This window comes from Bacillus sp. AY2-1, from assembly GCF_008368965.1.
GTDB lineage: Bacteria > Bacillota > Bacilli > Bacillales > Bacillaceae_G > Bacillus_A > Bacillus_A thuringiensis_S.
In genome coordinates this window covers 37,106-62,977 of sequence record NZ_QPEL01000076.1, presented here as the reverse complement: position 1 = coordinate 62,977, position 25,872 = coordinate 37,106, and the positions used below count along the sequence as shown (strand labels likewise).

The window sequence follows — 25,872 nt, the reverse complement described above, 5'->3', positions numbered from 1 at the left end:
GTTTTCTATGAAATGTAAAAGAGCCTTTTGTTACTAATGCTGAAAAGCTAGCTCTTGTTTAATTGATTGCAAAGAATTGGCGAATAATTCTGGTTCTTCTAGATCAGGAGAATGTGCTGAATTTGGGAACCAAATCATTTTTTTTATAGGCGCTTCAATAATATCGCAATATTCCTGAACGAGTGCATAAGGAGTTTGATAATCATAGCGACCAGAACAAAAATAAACTGGAATAGATAAACTTGAGATAGAAGAAAAGAAATCGATTGTCAGCATTTCTTCCCATAAAACGCCAGATTTTAAATTTCCTGCGAGAAACTTGAACCAATCTAATAGCGTATATTCAGGAGAAAAGAAACCTTTTCGTATGAAAGAAAAGGAAGATCCGTTTTGGATTGCTCCTCCGAATGTGCCAAGCCACTTTCTTTGAATAATAAGACGTCTCATATCTAAAAATGGTGGTTTTCCTAATTTTAAAAGGGAAGCTAATGCTTTTTTATGATCATGTTTTTTTGCAGAACTAATTAAATGTTGATATAGCAATTCTTCATTTTGTTTCATATTTACAATTTGCCCAATACCGATGTAAGCCTCGATATACTTTGGATATTGATGTGCTATGTTAAGCCCAATAATACTTCCCCAAGAATGACCAGCGAGAAATAGTTTTTGTTTGTTGAACCTTTTAAGTGCATATTGAATCACTTCTTTTGCATCGGAAACGAATTGTTCGATTGTAAAATTTGCTCCGAAATCTTTCATTGAAAAAGATTTACCTGCCCCGCGCTGATCCCAATTAATAACAATAAAGTGCTTCTCTAATTCTTTTTGAAAATGACGAATAAATCCGATTTGTGCCATGCCGGGTCCACCATGGCAGCATAATAAAATAGGCTGCTCTACGTTTTGCCCACGCATAAGGAGAGTTTGTTTTCGATTATTAATCATAACGCTTTCTATCGTAGCGATACTATTAGGAATGAGTTGTTTGTTTTCATTATAGAACTGAGGGGTATAGCTACGCAAAAGCATATTGAAAACCTCCTTTTGTGAAATCGTATGAATCGCACAGGCTATTCATTTTGCATATACTGTTAGAAAATCATTGTAACATACCATACTAGTGTCATTTCAACACGGGAGGAGGGAAATTGTGACGATTGGAGAAATTATAGATGGTTTAAATAGGCGTGAATCCATCGCTATTATAGCAAAACGTCTTGAAATAAGCCCGTATACATTATCGAAGAAATTAAGATTGATTGGATACGAATATGATGGAGAGCAGAAGAAACGTATTTTTGTAGGAGATGGAGAAGAACCACGTCACTTACAACTCCAAGAAGCGACCGCCCTTCAATATGAGAAAACAGATTATCAATTATTAATTTATGAGCAATTACAAAGTATTTATGAATTATTAAGAAGAAGAGAAGAAGTAATTGCACCAATTATGAGTAAAAGTACAGAGAAAAAGAGACGCACCTTTTCTATTAATACAGAAATATTAGCAAGATTGGACCTTATATCAGAATCGAAAGGAATTCAAAAATCTAAAATTGTAGAAGAGGCGTTGCAACAATTTTTACAGCAATATGAATTTAACAAAACATCACATTTTGATAACTAAAGAAAAGGATACTATGTTCATTGGAAGAACGAGTATCCTTTTTATGATGCATATTACGTATAAATACAGGATTAGTGCAAATCTTTTATGGCGTGAAAAATGAAATTTCTTATTAGAGAAACACTTAATTTACTTTTTGGATTCTTCCATCAATAACTGGCTCAATTGGTTCTTTTAATTGTTTTACGTAATCGACTAACGCTTCAAAGTCGTTTGGACCAGTTTCTGCATTTTTACCATTTTTAAATGATATGAATCCGTCACCGCCAGAAGCTAAGAAAGCATTTGCAACTACGCTATACGTTTTAGATGGAGATAATTCTTCTCCGTTTGTTAAACGTATATTTGTAACTTTTTCACCGTTTGGTTTATTTGCATCCCACGCATATTGAATACCTGAAATTTGAAGCATTCTTGTTGTTCCTTTTTGCCATTGCTGATTTAAAATATCGCGAATGTCTTGACCTGTTAAATCTACTTTAATCAATTGATTTCCAAAAGGTTGAATGCCGTATAACTCACCCCACGTAATATCACCAGCATCTAAGTCATTACGAATGCCACCAGGATTCATGAGGGCGATTTGAGTTTGCATCGTTTGACGCTGAGCATCGGCAACTAAATTTCCAAGAGTGGACTCACCAGCATCATTTTGTTTACGGTCGATAGATGCTGTAGATTTTCCGACCACTTCATTTACAAGTGGTGCGATTTTTTCTTTATATTGATCTAGTTTTTTCTTTACTTGTTTATCAGGTTCTACACCTTCATGATACGTTGTAACAACTTCAGCTTTTTTCTTTATAATATCCTTTGTTTTACGATCAATTGTTACATCCACGTCTGAGAAAGCCGTGCCGTAAGAATTTGCTTGGACAATTAGCTTATTATTTACTGTACCATTTACATACGTATGACTATGTCCACCGAAAATAACATCAACTTCTGGGTCTGTTTCATTTGCAATTCGAGTAAGGTCGCCATTTGTTACCCCAGACTCATCGGTTGTTCCACCGACATGAGCAAGAACGACGATAGATTTAACGCCGAGGCGTTTTAATTGTTGTGTTGATTTATTAATTGCTTCTACTTCATCAGTAATTTGTACATTTTTAAGCATCGTAGGCATAACGACATTTGGTGTATCAGTTGTAACAACACCAATGAATCCTACAGGAACACCATCTACCATTTTTACAGTAAATGGTGGTAAAAATAAGCGGCCAGTTGATTTGTTATAGAAGTTAGCAGCTACATAGGGGAAGTTAGCCCCTTTGAAATTCCCTGTTTTTTCATGATATCCACCGTAAATGAGGCGTTTCATTTCATCAATACCTTCATCAAATTCATGGTTTCCGATTGTACCAACATCAAATTTTAAATCATTTAAAAATTCAATCGTCGGTTCATCCTGTAATAATGCTGAAACTGGTGGACTAGCTCCGACGATATCACCAGCATGTACGAGAAGTGTATTAGGGTTTTGTTTTTTACGTTCTTTTAAATAAGTAGCTAAGTAATCAGCGCCACCAGCTTCTTTATTATTAATTTTTTTAACAGTATCTAGTTGTCCATGGAAATCATTAATACCAAGCATTTGTACGTCTATGTAGCGGTTTTGTTCAGCTGGATTCTGAGATGGGGGAGCGGCAAATACGCTTGAAAAAGTAATAGTGCTTAAAACAGCAACGGCAGGAATAATTTTTTTCCACATAGTTCATTTCTCCTTTTTTATAATCTGACATCATACGACATAATTTTAATAGATTCATAGGATTATAGCTACATAAAAATTTAGTCTTTTCGAAAAATTAACATATTTACAAAAAGTGGATAATAGAGTAAAGACCCTTTTTTATTGTCGATTGCATCGTGTATCTACTATAATGGAGAAAAAAGTAAAAGGTGAGTAGCATGAAGAAAAAGAAACAAAGACAAATGAAAAGACAATCGCAAGTGAATCCACCAAAGAAAGAAACACTTACATTAGGCGATCAATTAAATGATTCACTCATGCAACAATTAAAGAGTAAGAAGAAAGAGTTGCAAGTGAGAGAAGAGGAAAAAGAGGCAGCTGAACTGGAAAGAAAGCGCAAAGAACAAAAAGAACGTGAAAAGAATAAATCATTTGAAGAACTGCTAAGTGAAAGTAACCTTACTTGGAAAGACTTTAAATAATAAAAAAATGATCAGTGAAATTCACTGATCATTTTTTGACGAGCTTGTAAGAAAAGGGGAGTTATTATGAGGAAAATTGTAGTTGTTCCGCATGAAAATCATTGGAGTGAAAAATTTCAAATGGAGGCTGAAAGATTAAAAACAGCGATGCCAGAAACGGTGGAAATTCATCATATTGGAAGTACGTCAGTGCCAGGACTGGCAGCTAAACCTATTATTGATATGATCATGGAAGTAGAAAGTATTGAAAGGGTAGATAGGTGGAATGAACGATTTATAGAGCTTGGTTACATCGTAAAAGGGGAAAATGGTATTTCAGGACGCCGATTTTTTATCCATGGAACGGAAGAAAAACGTTTGTATCATTTACACGTGTTTGAAAAAGGAAATCCAGAGATAGTAAGGCATTTAGCATTTCGTGATTATATGATGGCTCATTGTGAAGAAGCAGAGGCATATGCAACCTTAAAGAAAGAATTGGCCGAAAAGTATACATATGATGGCACGTTATATACGGAAGGGAAAAATGAGTTTGTGCGCAATGTGGATGAAAAAGCGAAAGAATGGAGAGAAAATAACGTGAATAAATGAGTTCACGTTATTTTTTAGCTATATAAAAGTGTTATGTAAACTGTACGTATGTTTTGACTTTTGGGATGAATCTTGTTGAAATAAAGTTGTGGCTTATAAAAAAATGTAACAATGAAAGGGAGACGACTGTGTATATTCCAACAACTACACTTCATAATGGCGTGAAAATGCCGATGATTGGTCTAGGCGTTTATAAAGCAAAAGAAGGCGACGAAGTAAAACAAGCAGTAAAAACAGCGTTAGAAGTTGGATACCGTTCGATTGATACAGCAACTGTGTATGAAAATGAAAGCGGTGTCGGAGAAGCGATTCGTGAATCAGGAATTCCAAGAGAAGACCTATTTATTACAACAAAAGTTTGGAATGACGATCAAGGATACGAGGAGACACTCGAGGCGTTTGAAAAAAGCTTAAAGAAATTACAAATGGACTATGTAGATTTATATTTAATACATTGGCCAGTAAGAGGGAAGTATGTGGATACGTACCGAGCGTTAGAAAAATTATATGAAGAAGGTAAAGTGCGTGCGATTGGTGTTTCTAATTTTCATAAACATCATTTAGAATTGTTATTACCAAATTGCAAAGTGAAGCCGATGGTGAACCAAGTAGAACTTCATCCGATGTTAACGCAATTTGAATTGCGTAATCATTGTCAAGGTGAGCAAATCCAAATGGAAGCGTGGAGTCCGTTAATGAGGGGCGGAGAAGTATTTCAGCATCCAATCATTCAGGCTATTGCTAACAAATATGAAAAAACACCTGCGCAAGTTATATTAAGATGGGATATTCAAAGCGGGATTGTTACAATTCCTAAATCTGTTACACCATCTCGTATTAAAGAAAACTTTACTATTTTTGATTTCTCACTAACTGAAGAAGAGATAAATCAAATTAACACGTTGAATCGCGATTTACATGTAGGCACAAATCCTGATAAATATGATACGTTATAAAAAAGACTGTCTCCTAATAAAGGAGACAGTCTTCTGTTTATCGGTAATTCGATATTTTTAACGATGCAAAGCATATGTGTCATATTTAACAATTTTTTGAAGTTGTACATATTCTTCTTTAGTTAAAGGTAACTGTTGGCTAGCTCGTATATTTTCCTGCAATTGTTGAAGAGAGCTTGCGCCAGGTATAACAGCTGCAACAGTCTTATTATGTAAGCAATATTGAATAGCTGTTCCTGTTAAAGAGCTTTCTCCAATCGTTTCTTTTACACTCGCTAGAGTTGTATGTAATTCATCGTAAGAATAAGAGAGGTAATCCTTTTCCTTTACTCTTTCTATTTTTCTTGCATTGTTATCAGTTAAAATTCCTTTTGCAAGTGGTCCGCGAGCAATGATGCTAATTTGGTGTTCATTCAGAAGCGGGAACCATTCTTCTGGACGACGATTTAAAAGGCTATATTCCATTAGTACACTAACGATGTTTGAGCGTTTTGCATATTCACGGATTACATTTGGACGTATAGAAGAAATACCGTAATGGCGGATAATACCTTCTTTTTTCAATTCTTCAAAAGCTTCAATTGTTTCATCTATTGGATCTTCAATCGTTCCGCCATGAAGTTGGTAAAGGTCAATATAATCAGTTTGAAGTCTACGTAAACTTTCTTTTACTTCAGCCTTTATGTAAGCTTTAGAAGGGTCCCAAGACCAGCCGTTTTTTTCTTCTGTCCAACGATTTCCAACCTTCGTTGTAAGAACAATTTTGTCTCGTTTCCCCTTCAAGGCTTTTCCAACAAATTCTTCATTTAATCCGTAATCATATAAATCTGCTGTATCAAAAAAATTAATTCCTAAATCGATTGCTTCATCGACAATACGCATAGCCTCTGTTTCAGATGTACCGAGAGACATACAGCCAAGGCCCATTTCTGTAACAAATAAATCTGAGTTTCCTAATTGACGTTTTTTCATAGGTCAACCTCCTTACCTTTATTGTACGAGAGGGAAAAGAGGTTGACAAACGTTTCCTTTTCGCTTTGCATTAACTGCCCGTAAAAGCATAATTAATGTGAGCTTAACGGATTAATGTTTCATTTTATTTGCTGTAATCCACTCTTGTACAGTTGTATACTCTTTGCTATATTGTTTTAGCTTATGGCGAATTTGCCATGCTTTTCCGACTAACGTGATGCGATTTGGTAAAATATAAACTTTCATTTCTATCACGCTCCTTTCAATGTGGTAAAATGTATGAAGAAAGAATAGGAAATAGAACAGGGAGATGAAGTAGTATGAGTAATCTTACAGAGAGAACAGTAAAAACTGAGCCGATTTTTGATGGTAGAGTTATAAAAGTTCGTGTTGATGATGTAGTATTACCAAATGGAGAAATGAGTAAACGTGAAATTGTAAATCACCCTGGTGCAGTTGCGATTATTGCTATTACAGATGAGGGGAAAATTGTGCTTGTTGAGCAGTATCGTAAAGCGCTTGAAAAGGCGATTATAGAAATTCCAGCCGGCAAGTTAGAGCCTGGTGAAAAACCAGAGGTAACAGCAGTTCGTGAATTAGAAGAGGAAACAGGATATGTATGTGAAAATATGGAGCTTATTACTTCTTTCTATACATCTCCAGGATTCGCAGATGAAATTTTATATGTATATAAAGCGACAGGTTTGACAAAAAAAGAAAATAAAGCTGAGTTAGATGAAGATGAGTTTGTGGAATTAATGGAAGTATCGTTAGAAGAAGCGATTACTCTTATGAAAAATCTTCGTATTCATGATGCGAAGACGATGTTTGCAGTACAATATTTACAACTACAAAAATAAACACTCGCCAAAGGCGAGTGTTTTTTAATTGATTTTTGCATATACACGTGCATCACGTAAGCTACCGTCTGGTGCTAGGAAATCATTTTCCATTGTACCTTCTAGAATGAATTCTAAACGTTCTGCTAAGCTACATGCATTTATATTTGTTGCATCAGTACGAATTTCAATTCTTCTAGCGCCTAGTTTATCAAAGGCGAATTGGATAGCGCCTTTAACAGCTTCAGTCATATAGCCTTGTTTTGTATAAGCGCTATGCAACCAGAAGTGAAGTGAAAACTTTGGAATATCCCAGTTTTCAGGTTTTAGTGTAATTGCTCCGATGAATGTACCAGATACTTTATCGTATAAGTGAAAATCAAGTGTTTCACGAAGTAAAAACTGTCCGTGAGCTTCGCGAACAATTTCTTCAGCACTCTCTTCTGTTTCAGCGTTAATTGGTACCCACGGTACTAAGTCTTCTAGAGAAGCTTGGATTGCTTCATATACTTCTGCACCATCACCTGGAAATGGTTTACGAACTTGTAAGCGTTCAGTTTGAAATAATGTTGGAAAATCTAATAATAATGGTTTCAAGAGAAATCCCTCCTATTCTCTACTTTTTAGTTTAGCAAAGTAGAGCGGAATTTCAATGTTAATTCGTCATACTTTTTTCTTTCTTTCATACATTTTTAATAAGAGTGTGAACGGAGGGAAGAAAAATGTGGCGAAAAAATTGGCAAGACCGTGTAATGTCTCACATACAGGAAAACTCTTCATTATATATATTTAACGCTGTTTTATTATTGATGGGAGTAATATTTGGAGCCATTCTTGTGAATAGTTTACAAATCAATCAAAAACAAGATTTATCATTTTATTTACAACGTTTTTTTGGACAAGTCTCTAAAGGAGAATTTGCCATTGCGGGCGAAATGTTTCGAGAAAGTTACTTTTCGCAATTAAAATACATCGGATTTATTTGGATTTTAGGGATTTCAATTATTGGATTACCACTTATTTTTATTTTATTATTTGTAAAAGGAGTTGTTGTTGGATTTACAGTTGGTTTTTTAGTAAGTCAGCATGGATGGAATGGACTATTATTAGCATTTGTATCTGTTTTGCCACAAAATTTAATTATCATTCCAGTCTTTCTCATTATGACAACCATTGCTGCAAGTTTTTCTTTACGGATGATTAGGCATCAATTTATTAGAAAAATAACCGAGCCACTATTACCATTATTAATCCGGTATACATGTTTCTTTCTTGTAATTGGAGCGGTATTAGCAATGGCTTCTAGTGTGGAGGCTTACGCATCACCAGTTTTAATGAAAGAAGTTGTTGAGGCTATTAATAAAAAATAAATATTTTTTGAGAATAATTATCAATTTGTTTTTATTGTTTTTCTTTTGACAGAAGCCCTTCTTCTGATATAATGGTGTAAGAGTGGCGAGGAGGGAGTAGTACCGAATGGAAGAAAGAATTGAACGAATTAAGAAGCAATTACATGCAGCGAGCTATAAATTAACACCGCAACGTGAAGCAACAGTTCGTGTGCTGCTAGAAAATGAAGAAGATCATTTAAGCGCAGAAGATGTTTACCTCCTTGTAAAAGAAAAGTCGCCAGAGATCGGATTAGCAACCGTCTATCGAACTTTAGAACTATTATCTGAGTTAAAAGTTGTCGATAAGATTAACTTCGGAGACGGTGTTTCACGCTATGACTTACGCCAAGAAGGTGCGCAGCGTTTTCACCATCATTTGATTTGTACACAATGTGGTGCTGTACAAGAAATACAAGAAGATTTACTTGGTGAAGTGGAAAGGAAAGTAGAACGAGACTGGAGCTTTAAGGTGAAAGATCATCGTTTAACATTCCATGGGATTTGTAAAAATTGTCAAGAAAATGAAACGGATGAAAAATAACCTTTTCCTATTTATCTAGGAAGAGGTTTTTTATTTGAATAAGGTATAAATTGGTGAAAGCTTGGCATATGTTGTAATAACTTATATTTTGGAGGAATTTACAATGCGCCGAGCTTTAAAATTAACTTTTGATGGAATAAAAGTATTTTTATTATTTACAAGTTGTACGATTTTGTTTTATTTCGCTATACTATGGATAAATGAAGAATATGAAAGCTATCATCGTTATGAAAAACCTAAAGAAGAGACTGTAGAAAAAGTATCAGGGAATGAAGAACCGGCAAAGGATGCTTTCGTAAATAGAATGATGTTTTTCTATGAAAATGGGGAGTAGTGTAGAGTGGAAGATCAATTAAAAGATTTTATTCATTATATGGTTGTCGAAAAAGGATTAGCAAAGAATACAGTAGTATCTTATGAACGGGATTTAAAAAGCTACGTAAAGTATTTGCAAAATGTGGAACAGACGAAAACTTTTCATGAAGTGACCCGTTTACACATTGTTAACTTTTTGCAGTATTTAAAAGAAAACGGAAAATCTTCGAAAACATTGGCGCGTCATATTGCATCAATTCGTTCGTTCCACCAATTTTTACTTCGTGAACGAGCGGTAGAGCACGATCCATCCGTACATATTGAAACGCCGCAAGGGGAACGGAAATTACCAAAAGTATTATCAGTTGATGAAGTAGAGGCGTTACTTCAAACACCAAAAATGACAAGTGCTTTTGGGATACGTGATAAGGCGATGCTAGAGTTACTGTATGCGACAGGACTTCGTGTTTCAGAATTGATTGCACTCAATTTAGAAGATGTACATTTAACGATGGGATTTGTTCGTTGCATAGGGAAAGGGAATAAAGAAAGAATTATTCCACTAGGAAGTTTAGCAACGGAAGCGATTCAAAAGTATATTGAAAAAGGAAGAAGAGAATTAATGGGGAAAAAAGTAGTAGATGCACTCTTTTTAAACCATCATGGTAATCGATTATCAAGACAAGGATTTTGGAAAATATTAAAACGATTAGCGAAAGAAGCAAATATTGAAAAAGAGCTTACACCTCATACGTTGCGTCACTCGTTTGCTACGCACTTATTAGAAAATGGAGCAGATTTACGTGCTGTACAAGAAATGCTTGGTCATGCAGATATTTCAACGACGCAAATCTATACGCACGTTTCAAAAACTAGATTAAAAGATGTATATAAACAGTTTCATCCAAGAGCATAGTTACTATGCTCTTTTTTCATAGATTCAGAAGGGAAGACCGTTTCACAGAAACTTCACAAACATTTCGTATATTGTTTTCAGCAGAAGACTGGAATATTACAATGTATTTCCTCTATACTAAATAAAGTATAAAGGAGGAAATGATGATGAAAAAACTGATTATAACTTTATTTATCGCGATGCTAGCGTTGGCTGGCTGTAATACAAACAAAGAAGAACCGAAAAAAGAACAGAAACTTGAAGCTGTAAAAGTAGCAGTCCAAACAAATCCGAAAGAAATTAAACCAGGTGAAAAAACAGAAGTACAAGCACTTGTTACACAAGGAAAAGAAAAAGTAACGGATGCCGATGATGTAAAGTTTGAAATTTGGAAAGATGGCGACGAAAAGCACGAGATGTTAGATGGTAAGCATAAAGGAAAAGGTGTTTATGCAGTAGAGAAAACATTCGAAACGGATGGAGTATACCATATTATCGCTCACACAAATGCACGTGAAATGCACGTTATGCCGGAAGTGAAAGTTGCTGTAGGAAATGCGAAAGTAGAAGATGCGAAAAAAGAAAATAGTGATCACAGTGCAGGACATGGAGATCATAAAAGTGACACAATGATCCATCTTATGGCTGGAGACATAAAGGCAAATGCTGAATCTACAATGAAAGTTCATTTAAAGCAAAAAGAAGAAGCATTAACTGGTGCTGAAGTACAACTAGAGATTTGGAAAGATGGTGTTGAAAAACACGAATTTATTCCAGCGAAAGAAGGGAATAAAGGAGAGTATGAAACGAAACATACTTTCAAAGAGAACGGTGCTTACAAAGTGAAAGTGCATGTAAGAAAAGGCGAATTGCATGAACATAAAGAAGAAACAATAGAAGTAAAATAAAAAGTAGCTCTTTAGAGCTACTTTTTATTTTTAATATGAAGAAATAAATCATAAAAAAATTAGCACTTCGTTGCAGAATGGATTACAATAGAAGTGTGAAGAAAATGAGAAATTCTACGAAAATGTATTAAAAAGAAAGCGTAAACATGTTATGATATCAGTATCAGATGTCTGACATCTGACTTAGAAAAAACTAGAAATGTTTTTGAGTCGTTTCAAGTAAAACGAAATAGGTTAGAGAATGGTTTAAAGAAGTACTGTTTGACAATGAGAATTCTTATGGATAACAGTTTCACTTTATAGCGTTTTGAACATACTACAAGAAGTAGAACTGAACTTATAGGAGGTCGCAGTTATGAATAAATATAAACGTATATTCCTAGTCGTAATGGACTCTGTGGGAATCGGTGAAGCACCAGATGCTGAGCAATTTGGTGATTTAGGATCTGACACAATTGGTCACATTGCTGAACATATGAATGGTTTACAAATGCCTAACATGGTGAAATTGGGTCTTGGTAACATTCGTGAAATGAAAGGTATCTCTAAAGTAGAGAAACCACTTGGATATTACACAAAAATGCAAGAGAAATCTACTGGTAAAGATACAATGACAGGTCACTGGGAAATCATGGGCCTTTACATTGATACACCATTCCAAGTGTTCCCAGAAGGATTCCCGAAAGAATTACTTGATGAATTAGAAGAAAAAACAGGCCGTAAAATTATCGGTAATAAGCCAGCTTCTGGAACTGAAATTCTTGATGAACTTGGCCAAGAGCAAATGGAAACCGGCTCTTTAATCGTTTATACTTCTGCTGATAGCGTATTGCAAATTGCAGCACACGAAGAAGTAGTGCCACTTGATGAGTTATATAAAATCTGTAAAATTGCACGTGAATTAACATTAGATGAGAAATACATGGTAGGTCGTGTTATTGCTCGTCCATTCGTTGGTGAACCTGGAAACTTTACACGTACACCAAACCGTCATGATTATGCATTAAAACCATTCGGCCGTACAGTAATGAATGAATTAAAAGATAGTGACTACGATGTAATTGCTATCGGTAAAATCTCTGACATCTATGATGGTGAAGGGGTAACGGAATCACTTCGTACGAAGTCTAACATGGATGGAATGGATAAGCTTGTAGATACATTAAATATGGACTTTACAGGTCTTAGCTTCTTAAACTTAGTTGACTTTGATGCATTATTCGGCCACCGCCGTGATCCACAAGGATACGGAGAGGCTCTGCAAGAATATGATGCACGTCTTCCAGAAGTATTCGCAAAACTACAAGAAGATGATCTATTATTAATTACAGCAGACCACGGTAATGATCCAATTCACCCTGGTACTGACCATACACGTGAATATGTACCATTATTAGCATATAGCCCAAGTATGAAAGAAGGCGGACAAGAGTTACCACTTCGTCAAACATTTGCTGATATTGGTGCAACAGTAGCAGAAAACTTCGGTGTGAAAATGCCAGAATACGGAACAAGCTTCTTAAACGAGCTAAAGAAATAGGGGGATAAACAAATGAATCGTGAACTTATTACAAAATCAGCTTCATACTTAAAAGAGAAATTTCAAGAGACACCACAAGTAGGACTAATCCTTGGATCAGGACTTGGTGTATTAGCAGACGAAATTGAGAACGCAGTAACAGTACCTTACAGTGAAATCCCTGAGTTCCCAGTATCAACTGTAGAAGGCCATGCAGGTCAACTAGTATTTGGTACACTTCAAGGTGTAACAGTAGTAGCAATGCAAGGACGTTTCCACTTCTATGAAGGATACGACATGCAAAAAGTAACATTCCCAGTTCGTGTTATGAAAGAACTAGGTGTAGAAACGGTTGTTGTAACAAACGCAGCTGGTGGTGTAAATACATCATTCGAGCCAGGCGATCTTATGTTAATTTCAGACCACATTAACTTCATGGGTACGAATCCATTAATCGGGCCAAATGATTCTGAAATGGGCGTACGTTTCCCTGATATGTCTACATCGTATACAGTAGAACTTCGTGAAATGGCGAAACAAGTTGCAGCAGACTTAAATATTAAAGTACAAGAAGGTGTATACGTTGGAATGACAGGTCCTGTATATGAAACACCTGCTGAAATTCGTATGCTTCGTACACTTGGCGGAGATGCAGTTGGTATGTCAACAGTACCTGAAGTAATTGTAGCACGTCATGCTGGAATGAAAGTATTAGGTATTTCTTGTATTTCAAATATGGCAGCTGGTATTTTAGATCAGCCACTTCATCACGATGAAGTAATTGAAACGACAGAACGTGTTAAAGCTAACTTCTTAGCATTAGTAAAAGCAATCGTAAAACAAATGAAGGGGTGACTTCACAATGAGAATGGTGGACCTAATTGCAAAAAAACGTGACGGACATGCATTAACGACAGAAGAAATTAACTTTATTGTTGAAGGATATACAAATGGTGATATTCCTGATTATCAAGTAAGTTCACTTGCAATGGCAATTTTCTTCCAAGATATGAACGATCAAGAGCGTGCTGATTTAACGATGGCAATGGTAAATAGCGGCGATACAATTGACTTATCAGCTATTGAAGGTGTAAAAGTAGATAAGCATTCGACAGGTGGTGTTGGTGATACAACGACACTTGTATTAGGTCCATTAGTAGCTGCTTTAGACGTACCAGTAGCGAAAATGTCTGGACGCGGTTTAGGACATACTGGTGGTACAATTGATAAATTAGAAGCAGTTCCAGGATTCCATGTGGAAATTGAAAACGATGAATTCATGCGACTTGTAAATGAAAACAAAATCGCTGTTATCGGCCAAAGTGGTAACTTAACACCTGCTGATAAAAAGTTATATGCACTTCGTGATGTAACAGCAACAGTAAACTCAATTCCGCTTATTGCAAGTTCGATTATGAGTAAAAAAATTGCTGCTGGTGCAGATGCAATTGTTCTTGATGTAAAAACTGGAGCAGGTGCATTTATGAAAACGGATGAAGATGCAAAACGTTTAGCAGAAGCAATGGTACGCATCGGTAATAACGTTGGTCGTAATACGATGGCAGTTATTTCTGATATGAGTCAACCACTCGGTGAAGCTATCGGTAACGCACTAGAAGTACAAGAAGCAATTGATACATTACAAGGTAAAGGGCCAAAAGATTTAGAAGAGCTATGTTTAACACTTGGAAGCCAAATGGTGTACCTTGCTGGACAAGCTTCATCTTTAGAAGATGCACGTGAAAAGCTAATTGAAATAATGAACAACGGAAAAGCGCTAGAATCATTTAAAACGTTCTTATCAGCGCAAGGCGGCGACGCATCTGTTGTTGATGACCCTTCTAAATTGCCACAAGCACAATTTAAAATTGAAGTGGAAGCGAAAGAAGACGGATATGTATCAGAAATCGTTGCAGACGAAATCGGAACAGCAGCAATGCTTTTAGGAGCAGGACGTGCAACGAAAGAGTCAGAAATTGATTTAGCAGTTGGTCTAATGCTGCGCAAAAAAGTAGGCGATAGCGTGAAGCAAGGTGAATCCCTTGTTACAATTTACGCGAACCGCGAAAATGTTGAAGATGTAAAAGCGAAAATTTATGAGAACATGAAGATCTCTAAAGAACACGTAGATGCACCAACTTTAGTACACGGTATCGTAACGAAGTAATAAAAAAAGCTGAGGAGATTTCTCCTTGGCTTTTTTTACTATTTTTTGTTTATAATAATAATGGGTGAAATTATGATTAGAATTTGTGCAGTAACAAAAACAGATGAAGTATTATATGATGTTTCTCTAGAAGAAACAAAGAAAGACCATATTGTATGGTATTGGCTAGATTTATATAAGCCAACGAAAGAAGAGTATACATATATTCTACAAGACCATTTTAAGTTCCATCCCCTTGCAATTGAAGACTGTCTAGAATATGTACAGAGGCCAAAAGTTGATTTTTATGATGGATATAACTTTTTAGTTCTTCACGCGTTTGGAGAAGATGGGCTAGAACCACATGAAATTGATTTGTTTGTTAGTGATCGCTATATTGTTTCTTTCCATTTTTCTCATAATAATGCAATTGAAAGAGTATGGAAAACACTTGGTGAGAAGAGGCGGATTAAGAAAGGACCTTTACATGTAGCACATACAATCACTGATCAAATTGTAGATGATTATTTCGCACCTGTATATTACATTGAAGATCATTTAAATGCGATTGATGATAATTTAACAGGTGAGACAGCAGGAGCCGTGCTAGAAGAAGTATTTGATATTAGGGCAGATTTATCTAAGTTAAGACGTACAATTATTCCAATGCGTGATTTATTGTATCGTATTTTGAATTCCACTCGTTTTTACGGTATAAGTGATCATGAGATTTATTTTAAAGATATACATGATCATTTACTTAAACTTACGGAAATGATTGAGGCAAGTCGAGAGTTAACGGCGGATATTCGGGATAGTTATTTTTCATTAAACTCACATCATATGAATAACATTATGAAAACATTAACTGTATTCTCGACTATTTTCATGCCATTAACATTTATTGCGGGAGTATATGGAATGAACTTTACGCATATGCCAGAGCTTGGTGGACAATATAGTTATTTTATTTGTCTTCTTCTAATGGCATTAATTGGCGGCGGAATGATGGCATGGTTTTATAAAAAAGGATGGTTTAAGTAAAAAACACCGAGGATTTCCTCGGTGTTTTTTCTTAACCAATAGCATGTAATACAAACATAGCTAAGAATAAGCATGTAATGATATACATAGATGGTGCGACTTCTTTACGCTTTCCAAGAGCAACTTTTAAGATAGGGTAAGCAATAAATCCGAACGCAATGCCATCAGCGATACTATATGTGAGCGGGATCATAACGATAATTAAGAATGCTGGAAATCCTTCTGAAAAGTCGTTCAGAGGAATTTGTTGAATGCTTGTAATCATCAGACCGCCAATAATAATTAAGATTGGTGCAATGGCACTATCAGGAATTAATTTGACAAATGGAAGAGCAAACAGTGATGCAAAGAATAGCAACCCAGTAACGATAGACGTCAGACCTGTCTTACCACCTGCAGTAATACCTGCGGCACTTTCTACTGTTGAAACGGTAGGGCTTGTGCCAAATAGACCACATGTCATTGCTGAAATTGCATTGGCTTGGTAAGCACGTGGGAATTTACGATCATCTTCTAATAAACCGTGCAGAAGTCCCATGTTCTCAAAAATAAGCACCATGCTTAAAGAGAATGTTGCAATCCAAAATGGTAAGGAAGAAAGTTTCCCAAATGACATAGCTCCAAACACATCACCGTAATTAGCGAATGAGAATGAACTATTTCCCATTTGACTCGTATCCACAAGACCAAATAACCATGAGATACCAGTTCCTATTGCAATCGTCCATAAAAAGTTTCCACGTACGTTACGAATAAATAATACAAGTGCAATGATAAGAGTAAGTAATGTCGCAAGAACGACAGGATTACTTAATTTCCCCATTGCCACAGCAGTATTTGGGTTCGAAACGACTAAACCACCTTTTTGCAATCCGATAAACGCTAAAAATAATCCAATGCCGACAGTAATCGCTTCCTTTAATGACTTTGGAATTGATACTGATAGCACGCGAGCGATTGGTGTAAAAGCGGCAATTGCAAAAATAATACCAGAGATAAAGACAGCAGCTAATGCTTCTTGCCAAGTTAGTCCAAGCGTATGCACAGCTGTGTACGTGAAGAATGCATTTACACCCATACCAGGGACAAGAATAGCAGGTGCATTTGCCCAAAATGCCATGAGTAGACATCCGACAAATGAACTAAAAACAGTTGCTAAAATTCCAGCTTCAAGAGGAATGCCAGCATCTGATAAGATGGACGCATTTACAATCATAATATATACGATTGTGAAAAATGACGTAACTCCAGCTAAAACTTCTTGTTTTGGTGATGTTTCGTGTAAACCTAATTTAAATGTTCTTTCAAGTATTCCTTTCATGTTAAACCTTCTTTTTCATATCCCTCTCCCACCCGTGATATCTCTTTTGTAAGAGCTCACCGTCCTTTATTATATCAGAACATCATGTTTTTACAACAAGTAAAATGATAACGTTTACTTGTAAAGAGAATTCGTTATAAATACGTAAAAATAGCCCGTATGGATGAAATGATTTCTAATTCACCAGATTGAATGGGCGGGGCTGCTTGTGCATGTAAAGTAGCATAAGACGTAACCTCCCGTGGTAATTGGGCAGATTCTTCAACGAATGAGAGGGGAACAGGATTAATATTTAGATTATATGTACTCGCAATAGCACGAGCTTTTTCTACTGCCTGGTGCAGAGCTTGAATGAGAGCCTTCTCATAATATTTATTTGGATGAGATACTCGGAAACGTAAACCTTTTGCTACATTTGCGCCATTTGATACGGCTATATCATATACTTCCCCAGCTTTTTGTACATTTAAAACGGTAATTTCATACAAATGCTCCACACGGTATCCTTGGAGCAATGCTTTATCATTTACATATTCGTATTGAGGAGTGATCGTATAAGAAATCGTTTCTATATCTTTATCGGCAATACCCAGCTGTTTAAGTGCATCCAGTAATTGTTTTGATTGTACTGCATTTTCTTCCTGCGCTTGTTTTACATTTTTACTATCAGTTCGAATGCCAAGCGTTAATATAACAACGTTTGGTTTTGCTTTGACAACGCCTTCGCCTTGTACAGTAATAGTAGCTTCTTTACCAGTATTAGCTGTGCGTACGTTGTGTAAATAAGGATTTATTCCACCCTGCATTTTCCATCACCATCCTTTTTATATGTATATGTGTGAACAAAAAAGAAATTTATATGAAAAAAGTTACATAAATGAGAATGTTGAGGAAAGAAATCATATACAATATAGGTATTTATAGATTATAATATGTGTAAATATGATAAAAAAGGGACGAGGCTATTGAACGAAAAAAGAGAAACGCTGATTTTAGATTTATCTGCATCATTTCGAAAAATGATACGTTTATTACAAAATGATATTAATACACGTTTTGCAGAACATATGCCATATAATGAATTTTCTGTATTACGTGCGTTATTTTTAAACAGTCCACAGATGGCTTCGCAAATTGCGAGTGAAGTAAACGTAACCTCCAGTCATATTACAGCTGTTACAGATCGACTTGTACGAAAAGGATTAGTAGAAAGAAAACGTTCTAATTCAGATCGTCGTATCGTGTACTTAGAAATTACAGAGCACGGAAGAGAAGTAACTGAAAAACTTGAAGCTGTGCGTAAAGAATATTATAAAGAGAGATTTAAAGGTTGGAGCGACCAAGAAATAGAAATGGTCTTAGAACTATTTGGCCGCGTATTATAATAAATGAGGATAGGAAGCGAAAGCATTCCTATCCTTTTTCTTTTGAATAAAAATATTTTGAAACTCCGATACTTTAATTAAAAGATCGGAGGAAAGATTATGAAATATATTGCTGCACTTACCATTTTATTTGGTAGTTTTTTCTATTTTCAAACATTCACGTACGCAGATACGCCTATCCAAGTGGTGCGAAAAGAAGTGAAGTACATTGAAACTGATAATACAGTTTTATATTCGAAATTATGGGTTCGTTCTATGCAAAACGCAGTATTATTTCACCATAGCGATAATATTCGTAATCGGGACACATTACGTAATGTAACAAGTTCATCGTTTGTTAAAGCGAAGCAACTATCTTTTCAGAAAGCAGCACTTTATATACCGAGACTATCGCAATACGTATCAAAAATAGGGAAAGAAAACATTCAAGTGTACTACATTGCGATTCACTATAATGTGAAAAAAGAAAATGCATATCAATTAGATGGTATGAACTATTTTCTACAAGTATTTGTAAAAGAGCGTGGGGAATGGAAAATTGCCGAAAGTGTAGTTGCACCGACAGAGCAAATTGTGCAAAATGGTGATGGATTTGGGATGAAAGAAGAGATGGTGTATGGGGATAGGAGAGAGAATGTGAAATAACCTCCTCTTTAAGAGGAGGTTATTTCACACGCCAAGAAAATTTAAATTTTAATAAGCGAGATAATAGTAGGTAGACTATCGTACTGGTTCCTATAAAACCAATATAATAATTTAAGATAGAATGACTTCCTCCCGTTGCCATTCCTCCAAACATTCCAATAAAGATTACACAACATATCATACATAGTGTTTTGAGTTTCGGATATAATAGAAAATTCCCATTTTGTTCATTAGGTGATCTTGTATATAAGTACATTCCTAAAGGTAATAGAATAAGTACATTTGCGATTGGGCCGATAAGTTTTGTTGCTGAGGGAATATACGTAAAATTAGGTTCATCATGACGTACGCCTTGTTCATCAGTATAAGCACGTTGAGGATCGTAATTAAAATTAATATTGAATCCGCGAACTGGCGCTAAAATACTCACTTTTTCTATTACTGAACCATAACGATCTACATTCTCCTCCGTATAGACGGGATGATTAGAAATAAGTCCAACCGTATGAATAGAAATAGCTCCGGCAATTAGAGTCGGCAAAATAAAAGGGAATCCAAGTATAGCAACACTGAAGAATCCTTGTGAAATCATATTACCAGCAATTGTTCCTATGCATAATGCAAGTGTATATATAGCAATTAAGATGATAACCATGTATAAGAAATAGGTATGAAATGGTGAAAATATTTGATACTTATTATGAAAAGTTGCCTTTTTCATAATAGCAAAAAGTCCCCAATTCAATATAACGATAGCTAAAATATTACACACACCAAAAAGCCATTTCGTCATGAAGAGATGTTTCCGTTTAAATGGCATAGACCATAGAATGTCACTTGATTGATTTTGACGCTCCCATCCAATAAGGATGCAGGCTAATGCAATAAGGAGTCCTCCTTGAACCATGATAGCATCGGGAAGTGAAAGTTGATAATAGTATCGGTATATATATTTCCATTCATTATGTTCATGAAAATATTTTAATTGCTCGGCAGATGCTAAGTAGTATTTATAGGATAGTACATAAAAACTTACTAACCAAAATAGCCAAACAATATATTTACTTTGCTTGTAGGTATGCATCCATAATACTTTTTGAAACATAGGATCTCTCCTTTAAAAAACTTTATAGTTTGTAAGACGTGATAATATAAAATAAGTGACGATTCCAAATAAAAAGAACCCAACATAGTAACTAAATAATAAATCAAAACGCTTCAACATTTGCCCACCTATTAATGCAAAATAAAAGGTAGTACACGACATCCAGAGTGAGTTGTATTTTGGAAAAAGGAAAATTTTCTTATTATGTTCATTAGGTGACCTTGCATAGAGAAACATCCCAATAAGCAAACTGAAAATTGTATAGAAGATAGGAACAAGTATTATTTTTGCAGAGTAATAACTATGAAAAGTAGGTCCCCTTTGTATTACTTTTCCATGATCTTCATCTGATTGGGCAGTAGGGTGGTAATTATAACTAATTGAAAAGTCTAATATAGCGCTTGAAATGTTGGTCTTTTTATTGAATTCATAAATGTTTTCGAAATTCGTATAACTTTTATTCCCCTGTATTGCCTCAGCATGAGCTGTAAAGAATAGGAGTAAGAGTGAAAAGATTCCCATTCCCATGATGCAAAAAGTAATGCTAAAGATGCTTTGTGAAATAATACTGCCAGTAAATGTACCAATACATAAAGAGACAGTATAGATCGCTATATATGTGAAAATTGCATACAGGAAATATCGATGAAACGGTTCGAAAGATTGATATTCAAAGTGAATCGTAGATTTATAAATAAAATACATAAGACCCCAATTGATTAGAAGTGATAGTACAATGAAAAATCCACCGAAAACCCACTTCGATAAGAACATATCACGTCTTTTAAATGGAAATGTCATAAGTGAATCTCCACTTTGATTACTTCGCTCCCAACCAATCAATATACAGGATAGGATAATTGTAATAATACCTAACCAAAAGCTATTAGAAGAATAAAAAGAATAATGATAGTAGAACTTTTCTTCACCTATTTTTTCTGGATGGAGAAAGAGAGACTGTTGAGTTTCTGCTGCTTGATAGTATTCGAAAGATAAAAAATAAAGCGAACTAAAGAAAAACAGTAACGCAGCATATTTCCCGCGCTTCCAATTCCACATCCACAACGCTTTATGAAACATACCCATCCTCCTCCAGTGTCGTAACGAAGACATCTTCAAGTGACATTGTTAGTTCTTCAATGAGTATAGGTTGCTCTTTATAAAACTTCTCCAGTGTTGTAGCTACATTTCCCTCAATTAAGATTGTATATACTTTTCCCGTTTGGTTTAATATTTTAATATTGCTTAAGTTTTCTAGTTTTTGAGGTAATGAGCGTTCATAGGCTACTTGGATTTTAGCAAATTGTGATTTTGCATCGTCTAGTGATGTAATAGAAGATACAGTATGTCCTTTTAAAATAATGATTGTATCTGCAATTTGTTCAACTTCATCTAAATGATGGGTAGATATGAAAATGGTAATCTCTTTTTCTGCAACTTCTCCAACGAGAAACTGTAAAATCTGTCTTTTAACGATAGGATCAAGTCCGTTTGTTGGTTCATCTAAAATAATATATTCTGCCTGTGCAGCAACAGCTAAAATGATGGCAAGCAGTGCTTTCATTCCTTTTGAATAACTACGAATTCGTTTGTTTGGTAAATTGAAACGTTCTAGTAGTTCGTAGAAATATGGTTCATCAAATGCTGTATAAACTGCTTTATAAAACTTCACGATTTCTTTTACTGTATAACCGTTCAGTATGTTAGTAGAATCCGGAACATATACGATTTTTTGTTTCGTTTCAGGATTTTTATGAATGTCGATATCCTCATATGTAACAGTTCCCTCATCTGGGTCTAAAATACCGACTATCGTTCGTAATAAAGTTGTTTTCCCCGCACCATTTCTTCCAAGTAATCCGACGATACTACCTTTTTGTAATGTGAAAGAAACATCGTCTAAAATTGTTTGATTATCAATTGTTTTCTTCAAGCTTGTCACTTTCAACATCCGTATTTCCTCCAATCTCTTTATAGTATGAATCTATCCAATCATGAATTTTATCTTTCGTAATACCAAGATAAGAGGCTTCTAATAGTAATTGATGAAATTGCTTTTCAACCATAGCGATTTTCCTTTCGTCTAATGTTGGGGTAATCGATTGGGATACAAATGTTCCTTTTCCTCGTAACGTTTCAATAATTCCTTGTCGCTCTAACTCTTGATACGCTTTACTCACTGTATTTGGATTTATAACGAGTAAAGAAGCGAGCTCGCGTACAGAAGGAAGTTTATCACTTGGAGCCAACATGTTTTTCAATACGAGTTCTTTTATATTTTGAACAATTTGTTCCCATATCGGAGTGTTGCTTCTTGGGTCAAGTTGAATATGCAAGAGCAATGTCTCCTTCCTCATATGTATTAAGTGTACTACTGTGTGTAATACACTTAATACAATATAGGGGACGAATGTATTTGTCAAATGAAAATAATAGAAAAAATTGGTATTAAAAAAAGAGAAATTGGAAAAAATAGGTCTGATATAGAATGGAGGGTTAGTCATGAAGCGAGTTTTTGGAATACTTGTTTGTTTCATGTTATTGCTTTCTGGAACTTCAGTGAGTTTTGCGCAATCTGAGAAAACGAAGCAGGAGAAAACAGAAGAAACAACGCCGAAGTTAGCGGAACAAGCGTCGTCAGCAATCGTAATTGAGCAAGATACAGGTAAAGTTTTATTTGATAAAAACCCAAATGAAAAATTACCACCTGCTAGTATGACAAAGATTATGACAATGCTTTTAATTATGGAACAAGTTGAAAAAGGAAAACTAAAACTGACCGATAAAGTTAGAGCGAGCGAACATGCAGCTTCAATGGGTGGATCGCAAATCTTTTTAGAACCTGGGGAAGAGATGACTGTAAATGAGATGTTAAAGGGTATTGCAATTGCATCTGGAAATGACGCATCTGTTGCAGTAGCTGAGCATATCGCAGGTTCAGAAGAAGGATTTGTAAATATGATGAACAAAAAGGCGAAAGATCTAGGGTTGAAAAATACACATTTTCAAAACCCAACAGGTCTTCCGGCCAAAGACCATTATTCGACAGCAAATGATATGGCTATAATGGCGAGAGAATTGATGAAGTATCCACTTATTCGTAAATACACAGGTAAGTACGAAGATTATTTACGTGAAGATACGGATAAAAAGTTTTGGCTCGTTAATACGAATAAGCTAGTACGTTTTTATCCTGGCGTAGATGGAGTAAAAACAGGTTTTACGACAGAAGCGAAATATTGTTTAACAGCATCGGCTCAAAAAAATGGCATGCGTGTCATTTCAGTTGTCATGGGAGCACCAACATCAAAAGAACGGAACAACGAAGTGACGAAGCTTCTTGACTATGCATTTGGACAATATATGACAAAGAAATTGTATACGCGCGGCGAAAAAATTAAGACAGTTCAAGTAGGAAAAGGGAAAAAAGAAAAAATAGATTTAGTTGCGTCAGATAATGTTTCTCTTCTTATGAAGAAGGGCGAGAGTATGGACAAGGTAAAACAAGAAGTAATTGCTGAAAAGAAAGTAAAAGCACCGATTAAAAAAGGTGACGCGCTTGGCACACTTGTTATTAAAAAAGATAAAGATGTTTTATTAAAACAAACAATTGTAGCAAAAGAAGATGTTGCTGCAGCGAGCTGGTGGGAGTTATTTAAAAGAAGTTTTGGGATGTTTTCAACATCAAAATAGCGGCAAATAGTTTGCCGCTTTTCTATTCGTATGCCAGTGAATAATGCTGAAAGGTTTCACTTTATGACGAAATAGTTCTTCTTTTGTCAGCAGGAAGGATTCTTATTTTATATCACGAAAATCTTTATGTATGTGAATAAGTAAAGTTTGAGCATAAGGAGGAAATCGTGTGAGTCTTTCCATGCAATTAGAAGTAAAACGTGACGTCCTATGTGTGAGACTAGAGGGTGAATTAGATCATCATACGGCTGAAGAGTTGCGAACGAAAGTAACAGATATGATTGAGACACATGGTGTTCATCATATTGTTTTGAGCCTAGAGAACTTATCGTTTATGGATAGTTCTGGTCTAGGTGTTATATTAGGCCGATATAAACACGTAAAGGGATTAGGTGGAGAAATGGTTGTTTGTGCAATTTCACCGCCTGTTAAGCGTTTATTTGAAATGTCGGGCTTATTCAAAATCGTTCGCTTAGAAGAAAGTGAAGCGCACGCGCTCGCGACGTTGGGGGTGGCATAGATGAGAAATGAAATGAACCTTCAATTTTCAGCATTAAGTCAAAATGAATCATTCGCTCGCGTTACAGTGGCGGCTTTCATTGCACAACTAGATCCAACGATGGAAGAATTAACGGAGATCAAAACAGTTGTGTCAGAAGCGGTTACAAATGCAATTATTCATGGATACGAAGGAAATGCAGAAGGTATTGTTTATATTTCTGTAATTTTGGAAGAAGCAATGGTGAAACTCACGATTCGAGATGAAGGGATTGGAATCTTTAACTTAGATGAAGCGAGACAACCCCTTTTTACAACTAAACCTGAATTAGAGCGTTCCGGAATGGGATTTACTATCATGGAAAATTTTATGGATGAAGTAGAAGTTATTTCAAACGAATCTTTCGGGACAACAATCCATTTGACAAAATACTTATCAAATAGTAACGCTCTATGCAATTAAGGAGAATAGCCTATGGACATAGAGGTCAAAAATGAGAAGAAGAAACCTCAGTTAAAGGACCACGAGCTAAAAGCGTTAATTCAAAAAAGTCAAGATGGAGATCAACAGGCGAGAGATACAATCGTTCAAAGTAATATGCGTCTCGTTTGGTCGGTTGTACAGCGGTTTCTTAATCGAGGATACGAACCAGACGATCTATTTCAAATTGGATGTATTGGGCTCTTGAAATCGGTAGATAAATTTGATTTATCTTTCGACGTGAAATTTTCAACATATGCAGTTCCAATGATTATTGGAGAAATACAACGTTTTTTACGTGATGATGGATCAGTGAAAGTTAGTAGGTCTTTAAAAGAAACAGGGAACAAAATTCGAAAGATGAGAGATGAGCTTTCGAAAGAGTTCGGAAGGGCTCCAACGATTAATGAGGTGGCAGAGGCGCTAGAACTAACGCCAGAGGAAGTTGTTCTAGCACAAGAAGCGAGCCGGGCGCCTTCATCTATACATGAAACTGTATATGAAAACGACGGTGATCCAATCACTATTTTAGATCAAATTGCAGATCAATCTGAAACGAAATGGTTCGATAAAATTGCTTTAAAAGAAGCGATTAGAGAACTAGATGAACGAGAGCGCTTAATTGTATACTTGCGTTACTATAAAGATCAAACACAGTCAGAAGTAGCAGAGCGCATAGGTATTTCGCAAGTACAAGTTTCAAGACTTGAAAAGAAAATATTAAAACAGATGAAAGATCGAATAGACGAATAATTGTCTATTCGATTTTTTTATGAAGTTAATAGGAGAGAGATGTTAATTTTCGAAAAAATTAACAGA

At 35.5% G+C, this 25,872-nt stretch carries 31 protein-coding genes; 20 read left to right on the top strand and 11 right to left on the bottom strand.

Features of this window, described 5'->3' with window-relative positions:
• Positions 1 to 33 precede the first annotated feature (33 nt).
• Positions 34 to 1,032, bottom strand: coding sequence for an alpha/beta fold hydrolase (locus DN403_RS19060; RefSeq protein WP_016077269.1), 999 nt, complete (start codon positions 1,030 to 1,032; stop codon positions 34 to 36).
• A 121-nt stretch (positions 1,033 to 1,153) separates the two neighbouring features.
• Here DN403_RS19060 and DN403_RS19055 point away from each other — a divergent pair, with 121 nt between their 5' ends.
• On the top strand, positions 1,154 to 1,630 hold the full coding sequence (locus DN403_RS19055) for a ribbon-helix-helix domain-containing protein (RefSeq protein WP_000151934.1): 477 nt from the start codon (positions 1,154 to 1,156) through the stop codon (positions 1,628 to 1,630).
• Positions 1,631 to 1,754: 124 nt separating this feature from the next.
• Here the strand turns inward: DN403_RS19055 and DN403_RS19050 are convergent, their stop codons facing one another.
• Positions 1,755 to 3,344, bottom strand: a complete 1,590-nt coding sequence (locus tag DN403_RS19050) for a bifunctional metallophosphatase/5'-nucleotidase (protein ID WP_016077270.1) — start codon at positions 3,342 to 3,344, stop codon at positions 1,755 to 1,757.
• A gap of 200 nt (positions 3,345 to 3,544) precedes the next feature.
• Between DN403_RS19050 and DN403_RS19045 the strand changes: the two genes are divergently transcribed.
• The 3 genes from DN403_RS19045 to DN403_RS19035 all read left to right on the top strand — a co-directional run bounded on the left by DN403_RS19045 (position 3,545) and on the right by DN403_RS19035 (position 5,355).
• On the top strand, positions 3,545 to 3,808 hold the full coding sequence (locus tag DN403_RS19045; protein ID WP_016077271.1) for a YqkE family protein: 264 nt from the start codon (positions 3,545 to 3,547) through the stop codon (positions 3,806 to 3,808).
• A gap of 66 nt (positions 3,809 to 3,874) precedes the next feature.
• Positions 3,875 to 4,399: a GrpB family protein gene (locus tag DN403_RS19040; protein ID WP_149185679.1), complete on the top strand. Its 525-nt coding sequence runs from the start codon at positions 3,875 to 3,877 to the stop codon at positions 4,397 to 4,399.
• Positions 4,400 to 4,527: 128 nt separating this feature from the next.
• On the top strand, positions 4,528 to 5,355 hold the full coding sequence (locus DN403_RS19035) for an aldo/keto reductase (RefSeq protein ID WP_000275862.1): 828 nt from the start codon (positions 4,528 to 4,530) through the stop codon (positions 5,353 to 5,355).
• Positions 5,356 to 5,412: 57 nt separating this feature from the next.
• Here the strand turns inward: DN403_RS19035 and DN403_RS19030 are convergent, their stop codons facing one another.
• Together DN403_RS19030 and mciZ are read right to left on the bottom strand one after the other, a co-directional pair.
• On the bottom strand, positions 5,413 to 6,327 hold the full coding sequence (locus DN403_RS19030) for an aldo/keto reductase (protein WP_016077273.1): 915 nt from the start codon (positions 6,325 to 6,327) through the stop codon (positions 5,413 to 5,415).
• A 111-nt stretch (positions 6,328 to 6,438) separates the two neighbouring features.
• Positions 6,439 to 6,573, bottom strand: coding sequence for a Z-ring formation inhibitor MciZ (mciZ, locus tag DN403_RS19025; protein ID WP_000870291.1), 135 nt, complete (start codon positions 6,571 to 6,573; stop codon positions 6,439 to 6,441).
• A 74-nt stretch (positions 6,574 to 6,647) separates the two neighbouring features.
• Here mciZ and DN403_RS19020 point away from each other — a divergent pair, with 74 nt between their 5' ends.
• Positions 6,648 to 7,187, top strand: coding sequence for an NUDIX domain-containing protein (locus DN403_RS19020; RefSeq protein ID WP_000067931.1), 540 nt, complete (start codon positions 6,648 to 6,650; stop codon positions 7,185 to 7,187).
• Positions 7,188 to 7,211: 24 nt separating this feature from the next.
• Here the strand turns inward: DN403_RS19020 and DN403_RS19015 are convergent, their stop codons facing one another.
• Positions 7,212 to 7,763 (bottom strand): GNAT family N-acetyltransferase, encoded by a 552-nt coding sequence (locus DN403_RS19015; RefSeq protein ID WP_016077274.1) that lies wholly within the window; start codon positions 7,761 to 7,763, stop codon positions 7,212 to 7,214.
• Positions 7,764 to 7,918: 155 nt separating this feature from the next.
• Here DN403_RS19015 and spoIIM point away from each other — a divergent pair, with 155 nt between their 5' ends.
• The 9 genes from spoIIM (at position 7,919) to corA (ending at position 15,925) form a co-directional block, all read left to right on the top strand.
• Positions 7,919 to 8,536, top strand: coding sequence for a stage II sporulation protein M (gene spoIIM, locus DN403_RS19010; RefSeq protein WP_229172950.1), 618 nt, complete (start codon positions 7,919 to 7,921; stop codon positions 8,534 to 8,536).
• Between the two features lie 106 nt (positions 8,537 to 8,642).
• A complete protein-coding gene (gene fur, locus DN403_RS19005; RefSeq protein WP_000392657.1) occupies positions 8,643 to 9,098 on the top strand; it encodes a ferric iron uptake transcriptional regulator in 456 nt (151 codons plus the stop codon).
• 103 nt (positions 9,099 to 9,201) lie between these two features.
• Positions 9,202 to 9,432 carry a YqzK family protein gene (locus DN403_RS19000; RefSeq protein ID WP_001250432.1) on the top strand — a complete coding sequence of 77 codons (231 nt, stop codon included), beginning with the start codon at positions 9,202 to 9,204 and terminating at the stop codon, positions 9,430 to 9,432.
• Positions 9,433 to 9,438: 6 nt separating this feature from the next.
• Positions 9,439 to 10,329 carry a site-specific tyrosine recombinase XerD gene (xerD, locus tag DN403_RS18995; RefSeq protein WP_000390088.1) on the top strand — a complete coding sequence of 297 codons (891 nt, stop codon included), beginning with the start codon at positions 9,439 to 9,441 and terminating at the stop codon, positions 10,327 to 10,329.
• Positions 10,330 to 10,475: 146 nt separating this feature from the next.
• Positions 10,476 to 11,216, top strand: a complete 741-nt coding sequence (locus DN403_RS18990; RefSeq protein WP_000733456.1) for a FixH family protein — start codon at positions 10,476 to 10,478, stop codon at positions 11,214 to 11,216.
• Positions 11,217 to 11,571: 355 nt separating this feature from the next.
• Positions 11,572 to 12,756 (top strand): phosphopentomutase, encoded by a 1,185-nt coding sequence (gene deoB, locus DN403_RS18985; RefSeq protein WP_001046081.1) that lies wholly within the window; start codon positions 11,572 to 11,574, stop codon positions 12,754 to 12,756.
• A gap of 12 nt (positions 12,757 to 12,768) precedes the next feature.
• The gene (locus DN403_RS18980) at positions 12,769 to 13,590 is read left to right on the top strand and encodes a purine-nucleoside phosphorylase (RefSeq protein ID WP_001078446.1); all 822 of its coding nucleotides are present in this window, start codon (positions 12,769 to 12,771) and stop codon (positions 13,588 to 13,590) included.
• A gap of 7 nt (positions 13,591 to 13,597) precedes the next feature.
• Positions 13,598 to 14,902 carry a pyrimidine-nucleoside phosphorylase gene (locus tag DN403_RS18975; protein ID WP_149185678.1) on the top strand — a complete coding sequence of 435 codons (1,305 nt, stop codon included), beginning with the start codon at positions 13,598 to 13,600 and terminating at the stop codon, positions 14,900 to 14,902.
• A 60-nt stretch (positions 14,903 to 14,962) separates the two neighbouring features.
• Positions 14,963 to 15,925, top strand: a complete 963-nt coding sequence (gene corA / locus DN403_RS18970) for a magnesium/cobalt transporter CorA (RefSeq protein ID WP_002026281.1) — start codon at positions 14,963 to 14,965, stop codon at positions 15,923 to 15,925.
• Positions 15,926 to 15,956: 31 nt separating this feature from the next.
• On the opposite strand, the gene DN403_RS18965 is transcribed toward corA, so the two are convergent.
• Positions 15,957 to 17,246 carry an NCS2 family permease gene (locus DN403_RS18965; RefSeq protein WP_000676243.1) on the bottom strand — a complete coding sequence of 430 codons (1,290 nt, stop codon included), beginning with the start codon at positions 17,244 to 17,246 and terminating at the stop codon, positions 15,957 to 15,959.
• A 134-nt stretch (positions 17,247 to 17,380) separates the two neighbouring features.
• Positions 17,381 to 18,052, bottom strand: coding sequence for an SIMPL domain-containing protein (locus tag DN403_RS18960; RefSeq protein WP_001161431.1), 672 nt, complete (start codon positions 18,050 to 18,052; stop codon positions 17,381 to 17,383).
• Between the two features lie 159 nt (positions 18,053 to 18,211).
• Between DN403_RS18960 and DN403_RS18955 the strand changes: the two genes are divergently transcribed.
• A complete protein-coding gene (locus DN403_RS18955; protein WP_001003307.1) occupies positions 18,212 to 18,631 on the top strand; it encodes a MarR family winged helix-turn-helix transcriptional regulator in 420 nt (139 codons plus the stop codon).
• 99 nt (positions 18,632 to 18,730) lie between these two features.
• Positions 18,731 to 19,276 (top strand): hypothetical protein, encoded by a 546-nt coding sequence (locus tag DN403_RS18950; protein WP_000873789.1) that lies wholly within the window; start codon positions 18,731 to 18,733, stop codon positions 19,274 to 19,276.
• A 19-nt stretch (positions 19,277 to 19,295) separates the two neighbouring features.
• Here DN403_RS18950 and DN403_RS18945 read toward each other — a convergent pair whose 3' ends face one another.
• Genes DN403_RS18945 through DN403_RS18930 form a run of 4 tightly spaced genes read right to left on the bottom strand, consistent with a single transcriptional unit; the run spans position 19,296 to position 22,717 of the window.
• Positions 19,296 to 20,381, bottom strand: coding sequence for a hypothetical protein (locus DN403_RS18945; protein ID WP_000487025.1), 1,086 nt, complete (start codon positions 20,379 to 20,381; stop codon positions 19,296 to 19,298).
• A gap of 12 nt (positions 20,382 to 20,393) precedes the next feature.
• Complete coding sequence (locus tag DN403_RS18940; protein WP_000468517.1) at positions 20,394 to 21,461, bottom strand: ABC transporter permease; 1,068 nt, start codon at positions 21,459 to 21,461, stop codon at positions 20,394 to 20,396.
• Positions 21,451 to 22,332 (bottom strand): ABC transporter ATP-binding protein, encoded by an 882-nt coding sequence (locus tag DN403_RS18935; protein WP_000922124.1) that lies wholly within the window; start codon positions 22,330 to 22,332, stop codon positions 21,451 to 21,453. Before DN403_RS18935 ends, DN403_RS18940 begins: the two co-directional genes overlap by 11 nt.
• A complete protein-coding gene (locus DN403_RS18930) occupies positions 22,298 to 22,717 on the bottom strand; it encodes a GntR family transcriptional regulator (RefSeq protein WP_000548027.1) in 420 nt (139 codons plus the stop codon). Before DN403_RS18930 ends, DN403_RS18935 begins: the two co-directional genes overlap by 35 nt.
• Before the next feature lie 166 nt (positions 22,718 to 22,883).
• Here DN403_RS18930 and dacF point away from each other — a divergent pair, with 166 nt between their 5' ends.
• The 4 genes from dacF to sigF all read left to right on the top strand — a co-directional run bounded on the left by dacF (position 22,884) and on the right by sigF (position 25,806).
• Positions 22,884 to 24,074: a serine-type D-Ala-D-Ala carboxypeptidase DacF gene (gene dacF / locus DN403_RS18920; protein ID WP_000832002.1), complete on the top strand. Its 1,191-nt coding sequence runs from the start codon at positions 22,884 to 22,886 to the stop codon at positions 24,072 to 24,074.
• A gap of 169 nt (positions 24,075 to 24,243) precedes the next feature.
• Positions 24,244 to 24,594, top strand: coding sequence for an anti-sigma F factor antagonist (gene spoIIAA / locus DN403_RS18915; RefSeq protein WP_000059135.1), 351 nt, complete (start codon positions 24,244 to 24,246; stop codon positions 24,592 to 24,594).
• Positions 24,595 to 25,035, top strand: coding sequence for an anti-sigma F factor (spoIIAB, locus tag DN403_RS18910; RefSeq protein WP_001243398.1), 441 nt, complete (start codon positions 24,595 to 24,597; stop codon positions 25,033 to 25,035).
• 12 nt (positions 25,036 to 25,047) lie between these two features.
• Positions 25,048 to 25,806: an RNA polymerase sporulation sigma factor SigF gene (gene sigF, locus DN403_RS18905; RefSeq protein ID WP_000350729.1), complete on the top strand. Its 759-nt coding sequence runs from the start codon at positions 25,048 to 25,050 to the stop codon at positions 25,804 to 25,806.
• Positions 25,807 to 25,872: the final 66 nt, after the last annotated feature.